Source organism: Pseudomonas sp. SZ57 (assembly GCF_009495975.1).
GTDB lineage: Bacteria > Pseudomonadota > Gammaproteobacteria > Pseudomonadales > Pseudomonadaceae > Aquipseudomonas > Aquipseudomonas syringae.
Genome location: NZ_WIBD01000002.1, coordinates 357,670 through 374,955, shown reverse-complemented (window position 1 = coordinate 374,955; position 17,286 = coordinate 357,670). Strand labels below are relative to the sequence as shown.

Annotated in this window: 14 protein-coding genes; 12 read left to right on the top strand and 2 right to left on the bottom strand. The window is 63.0% G+C overall.

What is annotated here, in order from left to right:
- Positions 1-5 precede the first annotated feature (5 nt).
- The 8 genes from GE543_RS01750 to GE543_RS01715 are packed head-to-tail and all read left to right on the top strand — an operon-like array spanning position 6 to position 10,467.
- Positions 6-1,160 (top strand): FAD-binding oxidoreductase, encoded by a 1,155-nt coding sequence (locus tag GE543_RS01750; protein WP_153220382.1) that lies wholly within the window; start codon positions 6-8, stop codon positions 1,158-1,160.
- A complete protein-coding gene (locus GE543_RS01745; protein ID WP_153220745.1) occupies positions 1,157-2,137 on the top strand; it encodes an ABC transporter substrate-binding protein in 981 nt (326 codons plus the stop codon). The genes GE543_RS01750 and GE543_RS01745 overlap by 4 nt, the downstream gene beginning before the upstream one ends.
- A 43-nt stretch (positions 2,138-2,180) precedes the next feature.
- Positions 2,181-3,500 carry a lysine N(6)-hydroxylase/L-ornithine N(5)-oxygenase family protein gene (locus tag GE543_RS01740; protein ID WP_153220380.1) on the top strand — a complete coding sequence of 440 codons (1,320 nt, stop codon included), beginning with the start codon at positions 2,181-2,183 and terminating at the stop codon, positions 3,498-3,500.
- Positions 3,501-3,505: 5 nt separating this feature from the next.
- Positions 3,506-5,686: a 2,3-diaminopropionate biosynthesis protein SbnB gene (gene sbnB / locus GE543_RS01735; RefSeq protein ID WP_153220378.1), complete on the top strand. Its 2,181-nt coding sequence runs from the start codon at positions 3,506-3,508 to the stop codon at positions 5,684-5,686.
- Complete coding sequence (locus GE543_RS01730) at positions 5,686-7,434, top strand: FAD/NAD(P)-binding protein (protein WP_178118525.1); 1,749 nt, start codon at positions 5,686-5,688, stop codon at positions 7,432-7,434. Before sbnB ends, GE543_RS01730 begins: the two co-directional genes overlap by 1 nt.
- Positions 7,435-7,449: 15 nt before the next feature.
- Complete coding sequence (locus GE543_RS01725; RefSeq protein ID WP_010430066.1) at positions 7,450-8,094, top strand: LysE family transporter; 645 nt, start codon at positions 7,450-7,452, stop codon at positions 8,092-8,094.
- Positions 8,095-8,118: 24 nt separating this feature from the next.
- Positions 8,119-9,273: an iron-containing alcohol dehydrogenase gene (locus tag GE543_RS01720; RefSeq protein ID WP_153220374.1), complete on the top strand. Its 1,155-nt coding sequence runs from the start codon at positions 8,119-8,121 to the stop codon at positions 9,271-9,273.
- Between the two features lie 3 nt (positions 9,274-9,276).
- On the top strand, positions 9,277-10,467 hold the full coding sequence (locus tag GE543_RS01715; protein WP_153220372.1) for a serine hydrolase: 1,191 nt from the start codon (positions 9,277-9,279) through the stop codon (positions 10,465-10,467).
- Here the strand turns inward: GE543_RS01715 and ftrA are convergent.
- Complete coding sequence (gene ftrA, locus GE543_RS01710; RefSeq protein WP_003314848.1) at positions 10,427-11,380, bottom strand: transcriptional regulator FtrA; 954 nt, start codon at positions 11,378-11,380, stop codon at positions 10,427-10,429. The two genes, GE543_RS01715 and ftrA, sit on opposite strands and share 41 nt — an antisense overlap.
- A 142-nt stretch (positions 11,381-11,522) precedes the next feature.
- Here ftrA and GE543_RS01705 point away from each other — a divergent pair, with 142 nt between their 5' ends.
- The 4 genes from GE543_RS01705 to treS all read left to right on the top strand — a co-directional run bounded on the left by GE543_RS01705 (position 11,523) and on the right by treS (position 15,451).
- Positions 11,523-12,128, top strand: a complete 606-nt coding sequence (locus GE543_RS01705; protein ID WP_003314850.1) for a DJ-1/PfpI family protein — start codon at positions 11,523-11,525, stop codon at positions 12,126-12,128.
- 229 nt (positions 12,129-12,357) lie between these two features.
- Entirely contained in the window at positions 12,358-12,657 is a 300-nt protein-coding gene (locus tag GE543_RS01700) for a LysR family transcriptional regulator (RefSeq protein WP_003400996.1), read from the top strand.
- Positions 12,654-13,223 (top strand): substrate-binding domain-containing protein, encoded by a 570-nt coding sequence (locus GE543_RS01695; protein WP_256664666.1) that lies wholly within the window; start codon positions 12,654-12,656, stop codon positions 13,221-13,223. Before GE543_RS01700 ends, GE543_RS01695 begins: the two co-directional genes overlap by 4 nt.
- A gap of 164 nt (positions 13,224-13,387) precedes the next feature.
- Positions 13,388-15,451 carry a maltose alpha-D-glucosyltransferase gene (treS, locus tag GE543_RS01690; protein WP_153220366.1) on the top strand — a complete coding sequence of 688 codons (2,064 nt, stop codon included), beginning with the start codon at positions 13,388-13,390 and terminating at the stop codon, positions 15,449-15,451.
- A 50-nt stretch (positions 15,452-15,501) separates the two neighbouring features.
- Here the strand turns inward: treS and GE543_RS01685 are convergent, their stop codons facing one another.
- A complete protein-coding gene (locus GE543_RS01685; protein WP_153220364.1) occupies positions 15,502-17,265 on the bottom strand; it encodes a sigma-54-dependent Fis family transcriptional regulator in 1,764 nt (587 codons plus the stop codon).
- Positions 17,266-17,286: the final 21 nt, after the last annotated feature.

The following is a 17,286-nucleotide window of genomic DNA, read 5'->3' as shown; positions in this document are numbered from 1 at the left end:
CGACAATGCTCATCGATTATGAGATAGCGGTCATTGGCGCCGGGATCACCGGCGCCAGTATCGCGGCGAAGCTGTGCAGCGCCGGTGTGTCGGTCGCGTTGATCGACAAGGGCTCAGCCGGCAGCCTGGGCGCAAGCAGTTATTCCGGCGGCCTGGTTCGCCTGTATGACCGCGATCCGCTGCTGATGGAGCTGGCGGCCTATTCCATCAGCCTGATGGACGACGGCGTTTTTGCGAGCACTTACGCCAGTGCGTTGCGGCGTACCGGGGTGATTTACCGGGCGGCTACGGACCAGCTGGATAACCTGCACCGCGCCATCGACCAGTACGGCGGCGAACACTACCCGATGCGCCTGCTGTCAGGTCACGAGCTCGATGGCCGGCGCTACCCGCATTGCCCGACGCTGGAACGGGCCAACCTGTTCGAGCCGTGCGCCTGCGTCGGCAATGTGCGCCAGGCCGTTGCTGCGCTGTGTCAGTCAGTACGCCAGCAGGGTTTGCTGCTGGAACATCGCGAGATCAAGTCCATCGACTGCCGGGCCCCCGACCTTGTGCACATCGATCTGGGCAGCGCTACGCTGCGTTGCCGGGCCGTGGTGGTCGCGGCCGGTGCCTGGAGCCAGCACCTGGTGCCGCACCCGGGGCTGGAAGCACGCTCGATTCCTCTTGCCCGGGTGCTGACCGAAAGCGACTGGTCAATGCCGGTGATTGATGCGGTTACCCAGAGCTACGGCATACCGCTGACTCGGCATATCGTGCAGACCGGCTGTGGCGCGCGTGACAGCGGCCTGTGGCCCGAGCATCTTGCGCAGCCCGATGCACGGCATCGCGAGGACGCCTGCAAGCGCGTCGCCCAGTTGTGCGCCTCGGCCGGCAAGCCGCATGTGCTCGATGTGTTGCCCGGTTTCGACAGTTACAGCGCCGACGGTCGGCCGATGCTGGGGTTCTGTGCCGAGCGCAGCCCGGTGTATCTGGCCGCAGGCATGTCCGGGCTGGGCTTCAAGTTCGCGCCCGGCGTGGCGCACATTGCTGTCGAACAGCTGCGCAGGCATCTGGCCGGAGCGGACCGCGCTTGCCCCGGCTGGTCGGCATTGTCGCCAGGCAGGTCGATGCCGGGCTTTTCGGTACAAAGCCTCGCGCTGGCGAGCGTGCAGCCATGACGTCCTCGGTCGACTCGCGCCTACCGGGCTTGCGGGTCGGGGTCAGCGCTCTGTTCGACCCCGACGACACGCCGCATGCACGGACCTTCATGAGGGCGCTGGCGGTGGCGCGCAATTGCATGCCGGGGCTTGAGCGAGTGCAGTGGCACTTTCTCGACGACGCGGCCAATGCCGTTCGCGGGGCCGATGTGGCCCGGCAAATGGTCGACTGGAAGGCCGATCTGGTCATCGGTCATTTCTCTTCGGATGCCGCCGTCGCTGCCGCGCCGCTGTATCGGCACGCCGGCATTGCCCTGCTGACCCCCGCTGCGACGATTGATTGCCTGACTCTGGAGCATCACAACGTCTTTCGTTTCTGCCCCGCGGACCGGCAACTGGCGGCGGATCTGGTCAGCTGGCTGGCGGCTCGTCAGTGGCCGCGCGTGCATGTTCAGGCCGACGACAGTGCTCACGGGCGGGCCTTGTGCGTTGCCATCGGCGCGGCGCTGGCTAGTGCCGGGTTACAACGTGTCGACGAGCTCGAGCAGGCCGATGTCGAGGTGTTTGCCGGACGCCTCAAACCCAGTCGCGAGCATTGGCAAGCGCGGCGGCAGGCCGGCAGTACCCGACCGCTGGTGCTGACCGACGACGCTGCCTCGCCGTATCTGGGGCGCGCCGCAACGCACGACAGCAATACCTTCGTGATCGGCTTCGGCGCCCCGGACAGCGCCGGACATCGCTGTCAGGCCCAGGCACTGCACCGGTCACTGTTCGCTGCCGAACCGCAGACCTACTTTCGCGAAAGCCTGCTGATGCTTTACGTGCTGGCCGAGGTGGCCCGCAGCGGTCTTCGCACCGGGCAACTGCCGGATGTGTTTCGGCACAGCACCTTCAACACACCGCTGGGCACGGTCAGCTTCGATCAGGGCGAGCTGCGCAGCGCGACGACCTGCCTCTGGACGCCAGGCTCCACCGGGCTGAGCCGCATCACCCCATAGCCCCAAAACACCGCTTTATACCAACTCTAAGGACAGGAACTTCATGGGTAACTCGACACCACACACCTTGCAATCGAACGCCGTCTGTATCGGCTTCGGTCCGGCCGGTATCGCGCTGGCCTGCGCGTTTGCCGATGCGCGAGAGGCCAATGACCCGCTGGGCACGCTGTCCGTTCGCTATCTGGAAGCTGCGCAGGACAGCCAATGGCATCGCGAACTGCTGCTGGCCGGAACGGACATCAATCATCACGTATTTCGCGATCTGGTGACCCCGCGCAACCCGCGCAGCCGCTTCTCGTTCGCCATGTACCTCAAGGAACACGGGCGAATGTTCGATTTCGGCCTGCTGGGCCGCCCGGCCAGTCGTCATGAATGGTCGGATTATCTGGCCTGGGTCGCCAAGCAGGTGGACAGCCAGACCTGCTTCAACACGCCGGTCACCGGAATTGACCCGGTGCTGCGTCATGGGCGCCTGCATGAACTACGCGTGTGCACGCCGGATACCAGCTTCACGACGCGCAATGTCGTGCTGTCCAGCGGCAGTGCGCCGCGTATTCCGCCCGCGTTCGAGGCGCTGATCGGCCCGACGCTGTTTCACACGTCGCAGTTTCTGAGCCGTCTGCAAGCCTTCGGCGAGCAGTTGCCCAAGCGCTGGCTGGTGCTCGGTTCGGGGCAGAGCGCCAGTGAGTCGGTGCTGGAGCTGGTCAGCCGCGACGCCGGCGTCGAGGTGCATTCGGTGCATCGCTCTGCCGGTTTCAAACTCACTCAGCTGGGCCAGTTCCCCAACCGGGTATTCGCCCCGGATCACGTCGACTATTTCCATAGTCTGGACCCGGCCGCGCGGCAGCGTTTTCTCGACTGGAGCCGCTCGACCAATTACGCAGGGATCGACCCGGACGAAAGCCAGAAGCTGTTTTCGTTGATCTACGAGGACGCCATCGCTGGTCGCAAACGTCTGCAGACCTACGCCTACAGCGTGATCAGCGCCATCGAACCTGTCGCCGAGGGCTACCGGGTCGAGCTGACCGACACCTTCAGCCAGCGCACTCAGGTGCTGGAGGTCGATGCCGTGGTACTCGGCACCGGGTATCAGCAGTACCTGATACCGCCGTTGTTGAGTGGTTTGCAGCCATGGCTGCAGGCCGATGTCGACGGGGGGCTGCTCATTGATCGGGATTATCAGGTCGCCACCCAAGGCGAGTGCGACGTGAATATCTGGGTCAACGGCCTTTCCGAACGCAGCCACGGAATCAGTGACAGTCAGTCGTTTTCACTGATGGCACTGCGCGCCGAGCGTATCGCCACGGCCCTTCAGCAGGCCGTAGCACCGGCAGCCGAACCTTTGCTGGCACAGTGGAAGTGAAGCCCATGTACAACTCTCTTTGCGAAATCGTTCACGATCGGACCTTCCTCAAGGTGACGGGCCTGGGCGCCGATTTCTTCCTGAAAATGGAATCACTCAACCCGGCAGGCTCGATCAAGCTCAAGACTGCCGTGGGGTTGATCAATGACCTTCAGGCGCGGGGCCAGCTGGGCCCGGACACGATTCTGATCGAGTCCTCGTCGGGCAATCTCGGGGTGGCGCTGGCGATGATCTGCGCTGAACGGGGCATCCCGTTTACCTGCGTGGTCGACCCCAACAGCTCCAGCCACAACATCCGCATGATGCGCAGCTACGGCGCCGAGGTCATCCAGGTCGAAATCCCGGACGCCAACGGCGGGTTCCTCGGGACGCGCATCGAGCTGATTCGTGAAAAAGTGGCCAGCGACCCGCGCTATGTCTGGCTCAATCAATACGAGAATGCGGCCAACCCGCGTGCCCATGCGCGAACCACGGCGCGTTCGATCAGCCAGCATTTCGGCCATGTCGATTATGTGTTCGTCGGTGCCGGGACCACTGGCACCTTGATGGGCTGCATTCAGCATTTTCAGCGCCATCATCCGACCACCCGAATCATTGCTGTGGACAGCGTCGGCTCGGTGACCTTCGACACCCCGGCCAGCCGGCGCTTCATTCCCGGACTGGGCACCAGCCAGCGCCCGCCGATCTTCAAGGCTGATGGTATTTACGCGCTGGAAATGGTCCCGGAATCCCGTACCGTCGCCATGTGCCGCATTTTGGCACGCAGCAAAGGCTTACTGGTCGGCGGTTCGACCGCAACGGTGATCGCTGCGGTGCATGCCTGGCGCGAGCGCATCGAGCCCGGTTCGGTGGTCGTGGCGTTGTCGCCGGACTGGGGCGAGCGCTACCTGGATACTCTTTACGATGATCAGTGGGTCGAGCAGCGTTTTGGCCATGAAGTGCTGAGCATGACCTTGGCGGATCTTTCCTCATCAGAGGCTGCAACATCTCCGGGAAGCGTGAAAACGCCTTCGCGAGCAAGCTCGCTCCCACAGAATAGGTGTGTAAATGTCGTGCGCGCGCACGCAACGCCTTGTGGGAGCGAGCTTACTCGCGAAAACGGCGGTTCAGTCGCAGCGCCTTCGGGTGCAAGCGCGCTTGCGCAGGAGCAGAGTTCAACCTTCTGGCTGGCCGCCGAGCGGCTGAAGCGGGCGGCGTTCCATGTGGTCGATGGTGAGGTGGTTGCGCGCCTGCTGACGGCAGATCCGCTGGCCTGTATCGATGACGTGCAGGCGGCGTATCTGGCCCATGAGGCTGGCCACACGATCAATCCCGACAGTTACTTTCTGCGCTTTGCGCAGGCGCCGGCCAATCGCATCATTGCCTTGCCCGCCAGCCTGTCGGGCGAGCAGCCGGTCAGTGGCATCAAATGGATTTCCAGCTTTCCGGGCAATATCGACACGGGCCTGCAGCGCGCCTCGGCAGTGCTGATCCTCAACGATCCGCTGACCGGCTATGCCTTTGCCTGCCTGGAGGCCTCGCGCATCAGTGCCATGCGCACGGCAGCCTCGGCGGTGCTCGCTGCGCGCTGGATGAACCGCCAGCAGCGTCACGTCGGGCGAATGTCGTTCATCGGTGCCGGTTTCATTGCCCGCACCATCCTCGACATGTTCGTCAGCGATGGCTGGACGATGGACGCGGTCAGCGTCTTCGATCAGCACCAGGACTCGGCGCTGGCGCTGGTCGGGCATGCCAGTCGCCATGGACTGCACAGCGAGCCGAGCGACCTGGCGACGTGCCTGCAAGCCGATGTGGTGGTGTTTGCCACTACTGCGCCAAGCCCTTATGTGCTGGAGCCGGTGTTTCAGGCGGGGCAGCTGGTGCTGAACATCTCGTTGCGCGATCTGGGGCCGGAGGTCATTGCCCAGGCCAACAACATCCTCGATGACGTCGAACACTGCCTCAAGGCTCAGACCTCGCCTGACCTCGCCGTGCAGCAGTATCAGCATCGCTCGTTCATTACCGGGACGCTGGCACAGCTGATGACCGGGCAAGTGGAGCTGAGCCCGGACAAGGCTTCGATCTTTTCGCCGTTCGGGCTCGGCGTGCTGGACCTCGCCGTGGGGCAGCGGGTGTATCGCCAGGCGGTGGCTGAGGGTAGCGCTTTGCCGGTGCCGCAGTTCTTCTTTGAATCGGCGCGCTGGTGATGGCCATGCACACGCATACCGTCGCCATTATTGGCATGGGCTCACGCGGGTTGAGCATTCTGGAGCAGTTGATCGGCATGAGTCGTCACGCCGTGCAGCAACCGCTGCGTATCGAGGTGTTCGATCCGCAGCCGCCGGGCAGCGGGCTGCACCATGCGCAGCAGCCGGATTACCTGATGCTCAACACCATGGCCGGTCAGTTGTCGGCGTTTTCCTCGGCATTTCCGGCGTGTGAACCGCCAGGCCCGACCTTTTTGCAATGGTGCAGCCGTGAGGATGTACGCCTGGACGCGCGCGGCCATGTCAGCCTGGATGGGCAGGGCAGAGCGGTGGCATTTGGCGACTTCGTGCCGCGTGCATTGCTCGGGCGCTATTTGCAGGACAGTTACTGTTTCCTGCTGCAACGCTGCCCGGCGCATGTGCAGGTTCGCCACCACGCCGAGCAGGTGCTGAGCTGCCAGCCAAGGTCGCAAACGCCGGGTTTCCGGCTGCGTACCGGCAGTCTGGCAATGGACGTAGACGGCGTGTTCCTCACCAGCGGACACGCACCTGAAACCCCCGCGCGGCAGGACGTCGGCGAGTGCGTGGTCATCGAAGGCCTGGGACTTACGGCCATGGACACGCTGGCGCATCTGACTGAGGGGCGCGGCGGGCGCTACGTGCGCGATGGTGGCTTTGCCGGCTGGCGTTACCTGCCGTCCGGACGCGAGCCCAGGGTGTTGATGTATTCGCGTAGCGGATTGCCGTTTCATGCCAGGCCGCAATGGCATGCCTGCCGTCACGCACCGTTGCCAAGGCTGTTTTTTACGGCCGACGCCATAGCGCGTCTGCGCGAGCAGAAGGAAGGCGGGCGGCTCGACTTTCGCGCCGATGTGCTGCCCCTGATCAAGGATGAGATGCGTGCCGCGTTTTATCAGGCCAGGGTCCGCATGGAGGCGCCTGGGCGGTTGGACTCTGTTCAGCGCCTGCTGCGCGAGTCAAGCACCAGACCGGCAGTGTTTGCCCGTCTGGCAGAACAATGGGGTGCATTCGAGCTTGAGCACTGGCTGAGCACCCAGCCCTGGTCTGGCGCCGAAGGCTCGTATGGGCAGTGGTTCGTCGACTGGATCAAACGTGACCTGGCCCTGAGTCGGCTGGGCACCGTGCACAGCCCGATCTGTCAGGCGCTGGAGGTCTGGCGCGATTATCGCGACCTGTTGCGTCTGGTCGCCGATCGCAACGGCCTGACCGAATCCTCGACGCTGGAGTTCTATGGCACCTGGGCGGGACTGAGCAACCGTCTGGTCGGCGGGCCACAGAAGGAACGCCATGAAGATCTGCTGGCGCTGATCGAGGCCGGGGTCGTGACGGTCTTGCCGCCGATGAGTGACGTGCAGGAGCCGCACAACTGCCTGTCTGCCCGCGTTGCCCACAGCGGCGTGTCGGGCAGTCGTCAGGGGTTGATCAACGATCTGCGCAAGCGCGGGCTGATTCGTGCCGCCCATGCCTGGCCTGCCGATGGCATCGACACCGACGCCGTGGGTCGCGCAATCGGTGGCGACGGTGAGGTGCAGCAGCGGCTCTGGGTTCTCGGGCCCGCCGTGGAAGGCTGCACGTTCTACAACCACTACGTACCGACACCTGATCCGACCTGTCGCGCGCTGATCGAGGCGCGCCGGGCGGTCGAGTCATGCCTGGATACGCTGACAAACACAACTTCAAGTGGCATCACATTTCAGTTGAACAAAGCCACTCAACCTATTAATTAAAAAGGAATTATTACCATGTACGAAATCACTTTGCTGACCGCCCTCGCTGGCGCGTTCATCGTGCTGATCATCAGCCCCGGTCCGAATTTTCTGGTGATCACCCAACTCTCGTTCAGCCAGTCGCGGCAGCAGGGCATCTGTGCCGGGCTGGGCGTTGCCTCGGGCAGCATTCTCTGGGCCTTGCTGGCTGCCACCGGGTTGGGGCTGGTGTTTCAGCAGTTGCCATGGCTGCAACCGACCCTGCAATTGCTCGGCGGTGCCTACCTGACCTGGCTCGGCAGCAAAAGCCTGCGCAGTGCCGGCAGCCAGCCCAAACCGAGGGACATCGCTGCGCTGGGCATTGGCAGTCTGAGCCGCGCCTATCGGTTCGGCCTGCTGACCAACCTGACCAATCCCAAGGCGCTGGCGTTCTACACCAGCGTGTTCACCACCGTGACCACGCCGGGCATGCCGATGTGGGTGCGTACTGCGGGGGTATCGATCATCGCGGTACTGGCGATTTCCTGGTTCGTGCTGCTCGCCACGCTGTTTTCGATACCTGCGGTACAGACGCGCTATCAGCGCATGAAAAAGGCCATCGACATCGTCACCGGCCTGTTCATGATCGCTTTCGGTCTGCGCCTGCTGATCGGTTTGCTGCCGGCTGGCTTCATTCACTGAAATCATCTGTAAAGGAATACCTGAATGTATCGCAACGACTGGCACTACCCGACTTCCATCCGCGCAGGCGCAGGACGCGTCAACGAACTGGCCGACGCCTGCAGGGTGACCGGCATACAACGTCCTCTGCTGATCACCGACAGCTTTCTCGGCAGCACCGACATGATCGCCCGCGCTGTAGAGGACTGCCGCAGCCAATTGGGCCACTGCGGCCTGTTTGACCGGGTCAAGGGCAACCCGACCGGCACCAACGTCGCCGAGGGGCTGCACGCCTACAGAACCGGAGGCTACGATGGTGTGATTGCGTTTGGCGGCGGCTCGGCGCTGGACGCTGCCAAGGCAGTCGCGCTGATGTCGGGCCAGACCCGCCCGTTATGGGATTTCGAAGACATCAACGACAACCATCTGCGCGCCGATCCGGATGGCATTGCGCCGGTGATTGCGCTGCCGACGACGGCCGGGACCGGCTCTGAAGTCGGGCGTGCGTCGGTGATTACCGATGAGCAGGCGCAGGTTAAACGCACCATCCTGCACATTCGCATGATGCCGCGCATCGCGATTCTGGATGCCACGCTGACACTCGACCTGCCCAGGCACCTGACCGCCGCCACCGGGGCCGATGCCTTGACCCACTGCATGGAGTCCTGGTGTTCGCCGGTCTGGCACCCGATGGCCGAAGCGGTTTCGGTCAAGGGCATGCAGATGATCAAAGCGTTTTTACCGCGCGTTGTTGCCGATGGGCAGGACCTGGAGGCGCGGCAGCAGATGCTGGTGGCCTCCAGCCTTGGCGCGGCCGCGTTTCAGCGCGGGCTGGGCGGCGTACACGCAATCGCGCAGAGCCTTGGGGCGCTCTACGACCAGCATCATGGCTTGCTGAACGCGATCCTGCTGCCCTACGTGCTGGAGGCCAATCGCTCGGTGCTGCAGACGCAAATGGACGATCTGGCGGTCTACCTGCGGTTGTCGTCGCCCGGTTTCTCCGGGGTGATGGACTGGCTGCTGACGCTGCGCGAGCAGATTGGCATTCCACATACGCTGAGCGAGATCGGCATCGATGATCGCGAAGCCGAGCGGGTCGGGCAGATGGCCTTCGCCGATGGCTGCTCGCACACCAACCCGATTCGTCATTCGGCGCAGGTCTACGCGCAGATTTTCAGCCGTGCAGTGAGGGGCGAGTGAACCATGGCTGCGCTGAACGAGGCGGGCATACAGCGTCTTGACCAGGTCTGGCGCGGTTTCGTCGAGCAGGGCCGGATCGTCGGCGGCGTGCTGTTGCTGGCTCGGCAGGGCCGCCTGGAATACGCCAGTGCGCGCGGCTGGGCCGATCGCGAGCAGCAGATTCCGGTCACCCGCAGCACGCGTTTTCGCCTGGCCTCACTGACCAAGCTGTTGACCTCGGTTGCGGTGTTGCGGCTCTGCGAACGGGGTGTGCTGGATCTGCAGGCTTCGGTGACTCACTGGTTGTCAGCCTTTCGACCGCGTCTGGCCGATGGCCGCGAGCCGCTCATCACGCTGCAGCGCCTGCTGTCGCATACGTCGGGTTTGAGCTACGGCTTTGAGCAGGCGCCCGATAATGCCTATCAGCGGGCCGGGGTGTCGGACGGCCTGGACCGGGTCCCGTTCGACCTGCAGGAAAACCTGACGCGTTTGGCGCGTGTGCCCTTGCTGTTCGAGCCCGGCAGCACCTGGGGGTACTCGCTGGCCACGGATGTATTGGGTGCAGTGGTCGAACAGGCCACGGGGCTGGCGTTGTCAGAAGCCATCGATAAATGGGTCACCGTACCGTTGCGCATGCACGCGACCTCATTCATGCACCTGCCGGGATGTCCGCTGGCCAGTGCGTACAAGGACGGGGACAGCGGCCCGCAGCGTATCGGCGATGACGATGGGGTGTTGCTCGACAGCGGTCAGGCGCGGCTGTCCGCAGCTCGCGCCTTTGAAACCGATGCGTATGAGTCGGGCGGGGCGGGAATGCTGGGCACGGCTGATGACTATCTTCGATTGCTCGAATGCCTGCGTCTCGGCGGCGCGCCGGTATTGAGTGAGGCCAGTACCGCGCGTTTGCTGGGCAATGCGATTGGCCAGACGAGCATCGCCAGCCGCGGGCCCGGCTGGAGGTTCGGGCTGGGGCCGATGATCCTCGCCGATCCAGTGCTCGCCGGGCAGCGGCAGGGCGCGGGAACCTGGTCATGGTGCGGGCTGTATGGCAGCCATTACTGGGTCGATCCGCGTGCTGCGCTGAGCATGGTGGTCCTGACCAACACGGCGGTTGCCGGCGCGTGGGGCGAATTTGCCGACGCAATCGTCGATGCGCTTTACCCGGAGCCCGTGGTCAGGCCCGGGCAAATTGCTTGCGGTAACTGCTCGGGCTGATGCCCACCAGATTGCGGAAGTGCCGGCGAAACGACTCTTCGGAGCCGAAGCCGGCGCGGTCCACCACTTCATTCAGGCGCAATTTCGACGATTCCAGCAGTTCCTTGGCGTAGGCAATACGCTCACCGAGCAGCCAGTCGTAAGGCGTCAGTCCGGTGCTTTCCATGAAGCTGCGGTGCAAGGTGCGGGTACTGAGCGCCGCGCGTGAGGCCATCTCCTTGATGGTATGGGGGCGCTGCAAGTCGCTGCGAATCCAGTCCATCAGGTTGGAAATCGGCCCGTCGCTGGCCGATACCAGTTGCCGGGATGCGTATTGCGATTGTCCACCTTCGCGATGCGGCGGGATGACCATGCGCTGCGCAACCATGTTGGCGACGCGCGAGCCGTGATCGTTGCGCACCAGGTGCAGCATCATGTCCAGCCCGGCGGCCGAGCCTGCTGCGGTCACGATGCTGCCCTGATCCACATACAGTTCGTTGGGCTGAATGGTCAGGCCCGGGTACATGGTGGCCAGCAGGTCGGTATAGCGCCAGTGAGTCGTCACCTTGTGCCCGTCGAGCAGACCGGCCGCCGCCAGAACGAAAGCCCCGGTACAGATCGAGCAGATTCGCGCGCCGCGTGCATGAGCCGCCTGGAGCTGTTCGATGAGCCGTTGCGGGACCTCGGATTCCACCCCGCGCCAGCCCGGCACGATGATCGTGTCGGCGTTTTCCAGCAGCACCTCGCCGGGTGTCGGCACGATGGTGATGCCCCCGGCAGCGGTGATCGGGCCGTCGTCGACCGGGAAGGTCGCGAACTCGTACCAGCTGACGCCCAGCTCGGGCCTTTTCAGCGCAAAGACTTCAACCGTGCAGCCAAATTCGAAGGTGCACAGCTGGTTGTAGATGAGTGCGACAACGAGATGATTTTTCATGGCGCGATGTTACCGGATATTGGCATTTCAGCCAGTAGTTTGGCGTGATGCTACTGAGTAATCTGCTCTGTGTCACCGCTGAAACCCGCTTAACCCTCACTATGATGCAAGTGGTCTGCCCTGCAGGCCCTGGAGCCAACTCGTGCCACTCAATATCGGTATCTACGTTTATGACGACGTCGAGGTTCTCGACTTCGCTGGCCCCTATGAAGTGTTCACCACCGCAACCCGCATGCACGCCCGCAACAGCCGTGATGACCGGCAGTTGTTCAACGTGTTCACCATCGGCCGCAGCACGGCGCCGGTGCGTGCCCGCGCCGGGCTCAAGGTCGATCCGGATTTCTCGATCAACGACCATCCGCCCGTCGACTGCCTGATCGTCCCGGGTGGCGTGGTGACCGCCGAGCTGGAAAAACCCGACGTGATCCACTGGATCAGCGATCAATCAGAGCCCGGTCGCGTGGTCGCTGCCGTGTGCACCGGCGCCTTCCTGCTGGCCAGGACCGGCAAGCTGGCCGGCAAGCAAGTGACTACTCACTGGGAAGACATCGACGACCTCAAGGAAATGTTCCCGTCGGTGGACGTGCTCAGCACGCTGCGCTGGGTCGATGAGGGCTCGTTCGTGACCTCGGCAGGCATTTCTGCCGGCATCGACATGAGCCTGCACTTGGTCGAACGCCTGCACAGCCGTGAACTGGCCGAGCGCACCGCGCTGCAGATGGATTTCGACTGGACCGAGAACGACTGAGTCATCCAGTCGCGCTGCGGATACCCCTGAAGAGGCTATGTGCCCGAAATGTGCATAGCCAGCGCTTCAACGCGATAGCCAGCGTCCGCCTTACCCCCGCTTGAGACATTTATTCGAACAGCCGATAAACCGGCCAGCTCGGTGTTTCGGCGGGGGTTTCCTGTATTCCCGAGCCTTTGGCTCAGCGGCAGGACCGCACCCACCTTTGCAAAACCAGAGTGCAGGACACATGAAAACCCACTTCTTCAAAGTCGTTCAAACCGTTGCACAGCACGGTTCGTTCTCCGAGGCCGCCGCCATTCTGGGCTGCAGCCAGTCGAACATCAGTTATGCCATCAAGGAGGTCGAAGATTTTTTCGAAAAACGCCTGTTCATTCGCAGCCGCACAGGCTGCACGCTCACCCCTGAAGGCAAGGTCATCAGCCAGACCCTGGGAAATATCATGGCCACGCTCGAACAACTAAAAAAAATGGGGTCAGTGGCAGCGTCACCATTCATTACCACTCGCACATCCGCGAGACCGGCCTGAGCGCCTCGCTGGACTTTCTCGCCCATCATTACCCCGATATCCACCTGAACGTGCTGCACCGCAGCGAACAGCATCCGTCTCTGGACGCATTGATAAAGGGCGTGGCCGATATTCTCATCCTGCCGGGCCCTGTGCTGGACGAGCATTACCTCGAACACCATTGCTGGTCGGACCATTACGTACTGGTGGCGGCGCGCAGCAAGCAGGGCGCGGCGCAGTGTTTCGCCGAGCTTGCGCAGGTGTCGCGCTATGTGGCCTGGCGGCATCCGGGCGTGGAGCGCCTGCACCAGCAACTGGCATCGGCACAGGTACGGCTCAGCCATCGCGGCGAACTCAGTTGCCTGGACACGCTGCTGGACCTGGTCGGCAAACGCCATTGCATCTCGATTGTGCCAAGCGCGCTGTTGAACGGACGGCTTCGCGAGCTGGAGTCGATCCCGCTGCCGCTGACCGTGATGCGCCAGATCAGCGTCGTGGCGCGGCCTGCTTCATTGCTGTCCAACGCCGCCAATGCCGTGGTTCAGGCACTGAAAAAACCACCGGCCTCGAACACTCGGCCTGATTGACCGAGGTGTCACAAAACACTGTCACAGTGCCCTCAACGAACGTTTGAACGCGATACGAATGCAACGAATCGGGCCGGCAAGGCTCATATCCGTAAGCAATACATTCAGGACGCTCCGCACGCGGAGCGTCTCAGGTCGCCGATTCGAGAGGAAGACTGAACGCTATGACGATACCGGACAAGCAGTACGTGGAATGGCTGGTCGAGCAATCGATGCTGAACGCCGCAAGACAGCGCGCCAAGACCTATTCGGGGCAGGGCAGGCTCTGGCAGCGTCCTTTCGCCCTTGCACGTCCCAGAGACGCCTCCGCTATCGCCTCGGTCTGGTTTACCGCCTACCCGGCCTCCATCGTCACCCGCGAAGGCGGCTCGGTGCTCGAAGCGCTGGGTGATGAAACACTGTGGCATGCACTGTCGGAAATCGGCATTCAGGGCATTCACAACGGGCCGCTGAAGCTGTCCGGCGGACTGCAGGGTCGCGAGCGCACGCCGAGTATCGATGGCAACTTCGACCGCATCAGTTTCGGCATCGACCCGGACCTGGGCACCGAGGCGCAGTTGTTGAGCCTGACGCGCATTGCCGCAGCGCACAACGCGGTGATCATCGACGACATCATCCCGTCGCACACCGGCAAGGGCGCAGATTTCCGCCTGGCCGAGATGGCGTACGAGGATTACCCCGGTCTGTTCCACATGGTCGAGATCCGTGAGGAAGACTGGCAGTTGTTGCCTGAAGTGCCAGCGGGCCGCGATGCGGTCAACCTGATGCCCGATGTGGTGGATCAGCTGCGCGACAAGCACTACATCGTCGGCCAGTTGCAGCGGGTGATTTTCTTCGAGCCCGGGGTCAAGGAAACCGACTGGAGCGCCACCGATGTGGTACAGGGCGTTGATGGCAAGGCCCGCCGTTGGGTTTATCTGCATTATTTCAAGGACGGCCAGCCCTCCCTGAACTGGCTGGACCCCAGCTTTGCCGCGCAGCAGATGATCATCGGTGACGCGCTGCACGCCATCGATGTCATGGGCGCCCGGGTGCTGCGCCTGGACGCCAACGGCTTCCTCGGTGTCGAACGTCGCGCCGAAGGCACCGCCTGGTCGGAAAGCCATCCACTGTCGATCACCGGCAACCAGCTTCTGGCCGGTGCGATCCGCAAGGCGGGCGGCTTCAGCTTCCAGGAGCTGAACCTGACCATCGATGACATTGCCTCCATGGGGCAGGGTGGCGCGGATCTGTCTTACGACTTCATTACCCGGCCGGCCTATCAGCACGCGCTGCTGACCGGCACCACCGAGTTCCTGCGCCTGATGCTGCGTCAGGTGCATGCCTATGGCATCGACCCGGCGTCGTTGATCCATGCCTTGCAGAACCACGATGAACTGACCCTGGAACTGGTGCATTTCTGGACGCTGCACGCCCACGACACTTTCCACTACCAGGGCCAGACGTTCCCGGGCAATATCCTGCGCGAGCACATCCGTGAGGAGATGTACGAAAAACTGTCCGGCGAACATGCGCCGTACAACCTCAAGTTCGTCACCAACGGCGTCTCTTGCACCACGGCGAGCATCATCACTGCAGCGCTGGGCATTCGTGACCTGAGCACGATCACCGATGCCGACATTCAGCAGATCCAGCACATCCACCTGCTGCTGGTGATGTACAACGCCATGCAGCCGGGCGTGTTTGCTCTGTCGGGTTGGGACCTTGTCGGTGCCCTGACGCTACCGGCCGAGCAGGTCGACCATCTGATGCAGGATGGCGACACACGCTGGGTTCACCGCGGTGCTTACGATCTGGTCGATCTGGACCCGGAAGCAGAGTTTTCTGCGGGTGACATGCCGCGTCCCAAGACGCTGTACGGCAGCCTGGTCACTCAGCTCCAGCGTCCCGATTCGTTTGCCTCGCAGCTCAAGAAGATTCTCGCTGTGCGCCGCGCATATGACATCGCCGCAAGCCGCCAGATTCTGATTCCGGATGTCGAGCATCCAGGCCTGCTGGTCATGGTCCATGAATTGCCCGCCGGCAAGGGCACGCAGATCACTGCGCTCAACTTCAGCGCCGAGACCATCGTCGAAACGCTGCACCTGCCGGGTATTGCGCCGGGTCCGGTGGTCGACATCATTAACGAGCGTGTCGAAGGCGATCTGACCGATCAGGGCGAGTTCACCATCACCCTGGATGCCTACGAAGGGCTGGCACTGCGTGTGGTCAGCGCCTTGCCACTGTAAGGTGTAACGCGCAGCTGGATCGGCTGCGCGTTACCGCTGAGTCAGGCTGCTCAGGGCTGACGCTTTTTAAGGCGGTAGGCAAACTGGGCTCGGCTCAGGCCCAGCAAGCGCGAGGCGGCCGCCAGGTTGCCTTCGCTCTTGTCCAGCGCCTCCTGGATCAGGCGCTGTTCGAGATCGTCGATGGAGAACGCCTGATCCGACTGATTAAGGGAATCCAGCAGGGAGCTAGCAGGTGCCTGCTGTGCACCCGCAGCCGATGCCTGACGCAGTGCGCCGTGGTGATTCAGCGAGTAGGCGTCCCGCGGTAACGATTCGTTGCGGAAAATATGCACCAGATCGATGGCCTGGCCTTCATCACTGGCAATCAGGCCACGCTCGATCAGGTTCTGCAATTCACGCACATTCCCGGCAAAGTCATAACCCAGCAGGGTTTTCAGCGCACGCATGGTCAATCCGGCCGGCGTCCTGCCGTACTCCTGACAGAAGCGCTTGATAAAGAAATTGATCAGCAACGGGATGTCATCGCGGCGCTCGCGCAATGGCGGCAGGGTGATCGGGTAGACGTTAAGGCGATAGAACAGGTCTTCACGGAAATCGCCATCGGCCACCGCCTTGCGCAGGTCGACGTTGGTCGCCGCCACCACTCGAACGTTGACCTTGATGCCGTGCACGCCCCCAACACGCTCGATCTCCCGTTCCTGCAAGGCGCGCAGCAGCTTGCTTTGCCCGGCAAGGCTCAGCGAAGTGATCTCATCGAGAAACAGCGTGCCACCGTTGGCGCGCTCGAAACGCCCGGGTCGGGAGTGGGTTGCCCCGGTATAAGCCCCTCGCTCCACACCGAACAGCTCGGCCTCAATGAGGTTGTCGGGGATGGCTGCGCAGTTGAGCGCCACGAACGGGCCTTCGCGGTTGCGGCTGAGCTGGTGCAACTGGCGGGCGAACATTTCCTTGCCGACACCGGACTCACCGCTGATCAAGACGGTTGCCGGGGTCATCGCCACCCGTTGCAAGGCCTGGGTGGCCGCATTGAAGGCAGCGCTTGCGCCGACCAGCGGCTGGTTGGTGGCCGTCGGTGGGCTTGCCTCATAGCTCGCTGCTGGCGTCGGGGCGCTGTGCACTGGAGCAGGTGAGTTGACCGCTCTCAGGTAGCTCAGATCGCGTTCGACATCGCCCCATTGTTCCGAGGTTTTGCCGACTACACGGCAGCTCGCATGCCCCATGCCCCGGCATTCGACTTCGCGGAAAACCACCATTTGCCCGAACAGGCCGCTGACAAAACCGGTGGCGTAGCCGATTTCGGTCCAGCACACCGGGTCCTGGCCGATACCATAGGCCGCGACATGCTCGTCGGCTTCGCACGAGTGATGCCAGAGAAACTCGCCTTCGTAGAACCCTGACTCGGCGTCGAATTTAAAGTGCAACGGCTCGACCTTGGTCATACCTTCCAGGGTATGCAAGTGCGTACCGGCCCGAAACGCCGAGGAGGCGTCAGCCTGTGGCCAGCGCTCGCGAATCAATCGGGCGTCCCGCGCGCCAGACAGGTACCCGGCACGGGTGAACATTCCGCGTGCCTGCTCCTGGCCCAGCCGCTCGATGATCTCGCGGCGCAGGGTGCCGAATGATGAGGTGTGCAGCAGCAACATGCGCTGGTCGTTGAGCCAGATGCGCCCATCGTCAGGCGAAAAGAACAGGCAACTGGTCAATTCCTCGGCGGTCGGCGAGTCGCCTGCGTGCGTCTGACTGCTGTCGCCACGAGGCGAGAAATGCTCGGTGGGGACGCTGTGATCGGGCAGCTCGCAGTGAGGGTTGTTCATGGGTGTACCTCGGCCGGGCGA

What these genes read in the sequence shown, in the direction of transcription:
- GE543_RS01750 (WP_153220382.1), top strand. Translation starts at nt 6, where the DNA reads ATGCTCATCGATTATGAGATAGCGGTCATTGGCGCCGGGATCACCGGC.
- GE543_RS01745 (WP_153220745.1), top strand. Translation starts at nt 1,157, where the DNA reads ATGACGTCCTCGGTCGACTCGCGCCTACCGGGCTTGCGGGTCGGGGTC.
- GE543_RS01740 (WP_153220380.1), top strand. Translation starts at nt 2,181, where the DNA reads ATGGGTAACTCGACACCACACACCTTGCAATCGAACGCCGTCTGTATC.
- sbnB (WP_153220378.1), top strand. Translation starts at nt 3,506, where the DNA reads ATGTACAACTCTCTTTGCGAAATCGTTCACGATCGGACCTTCCTCAAG.
- GE543_RS01730 (WP_178118525.1), top strand. Translation starts at nt 5,686, where the DNA reads ATGGCCATGCACACGCATACCGTCGCCATTATTGGCATGGGCTCACGC.
- GE543_RS01725 (WP_010430066.1), top strand. Translation starts at nt 7,450, where the DNA reads ATGTACGAAATCACTTTGCTGACCGCCCTCGCTGGCGCGTTCATCGTG.
- GE543_RS01720 (WP_153220374.1), top strand. Translation starts at nt 8,119, where the DNA reads ATGTATCGCAACGACTGGCACTACCCGACTTCCATCCGCGCAGGCGCA.
- GE543_RS01715 (WP_153220372.1), top strand. Translation starts at nt 9,277, where the DNA reads ATGGCTGCGCTGAACGAGGCGGGCATACAGCGTCTTGACCAGGTCTGG.
- ftrA (WP_003314848.1), bottom strand. Translation starts at nt 11,380, where the DNA reads ATGAAAAATCATCTCGTTGTCGCACTCATCTACAACCAGCTGTGCACC.
- GE543_RS01700 (WP_003400996.1), top strand. Translation starts at nt 12,358, where the DNA reads ATGAAAACCCACTTCTTCAAAGTCGTTCAAACCGTTGCACAGCACGGT.
- treS (WP_153220366.1), top strand. Translation starts at nt 13,388, where the DNA reads ATGACGATACCGGACAAGCAGTACGTGGAATGGCTGGTCGAGCAATCG.
- GE543_RS01685 (WP_153220364.1), bottom strand. Translation starts at nt 17,265, where the DNA reads ATGAACAACCCTCACTGCGAGCTGCCCGATCACAGCGTCCCCACCGAG.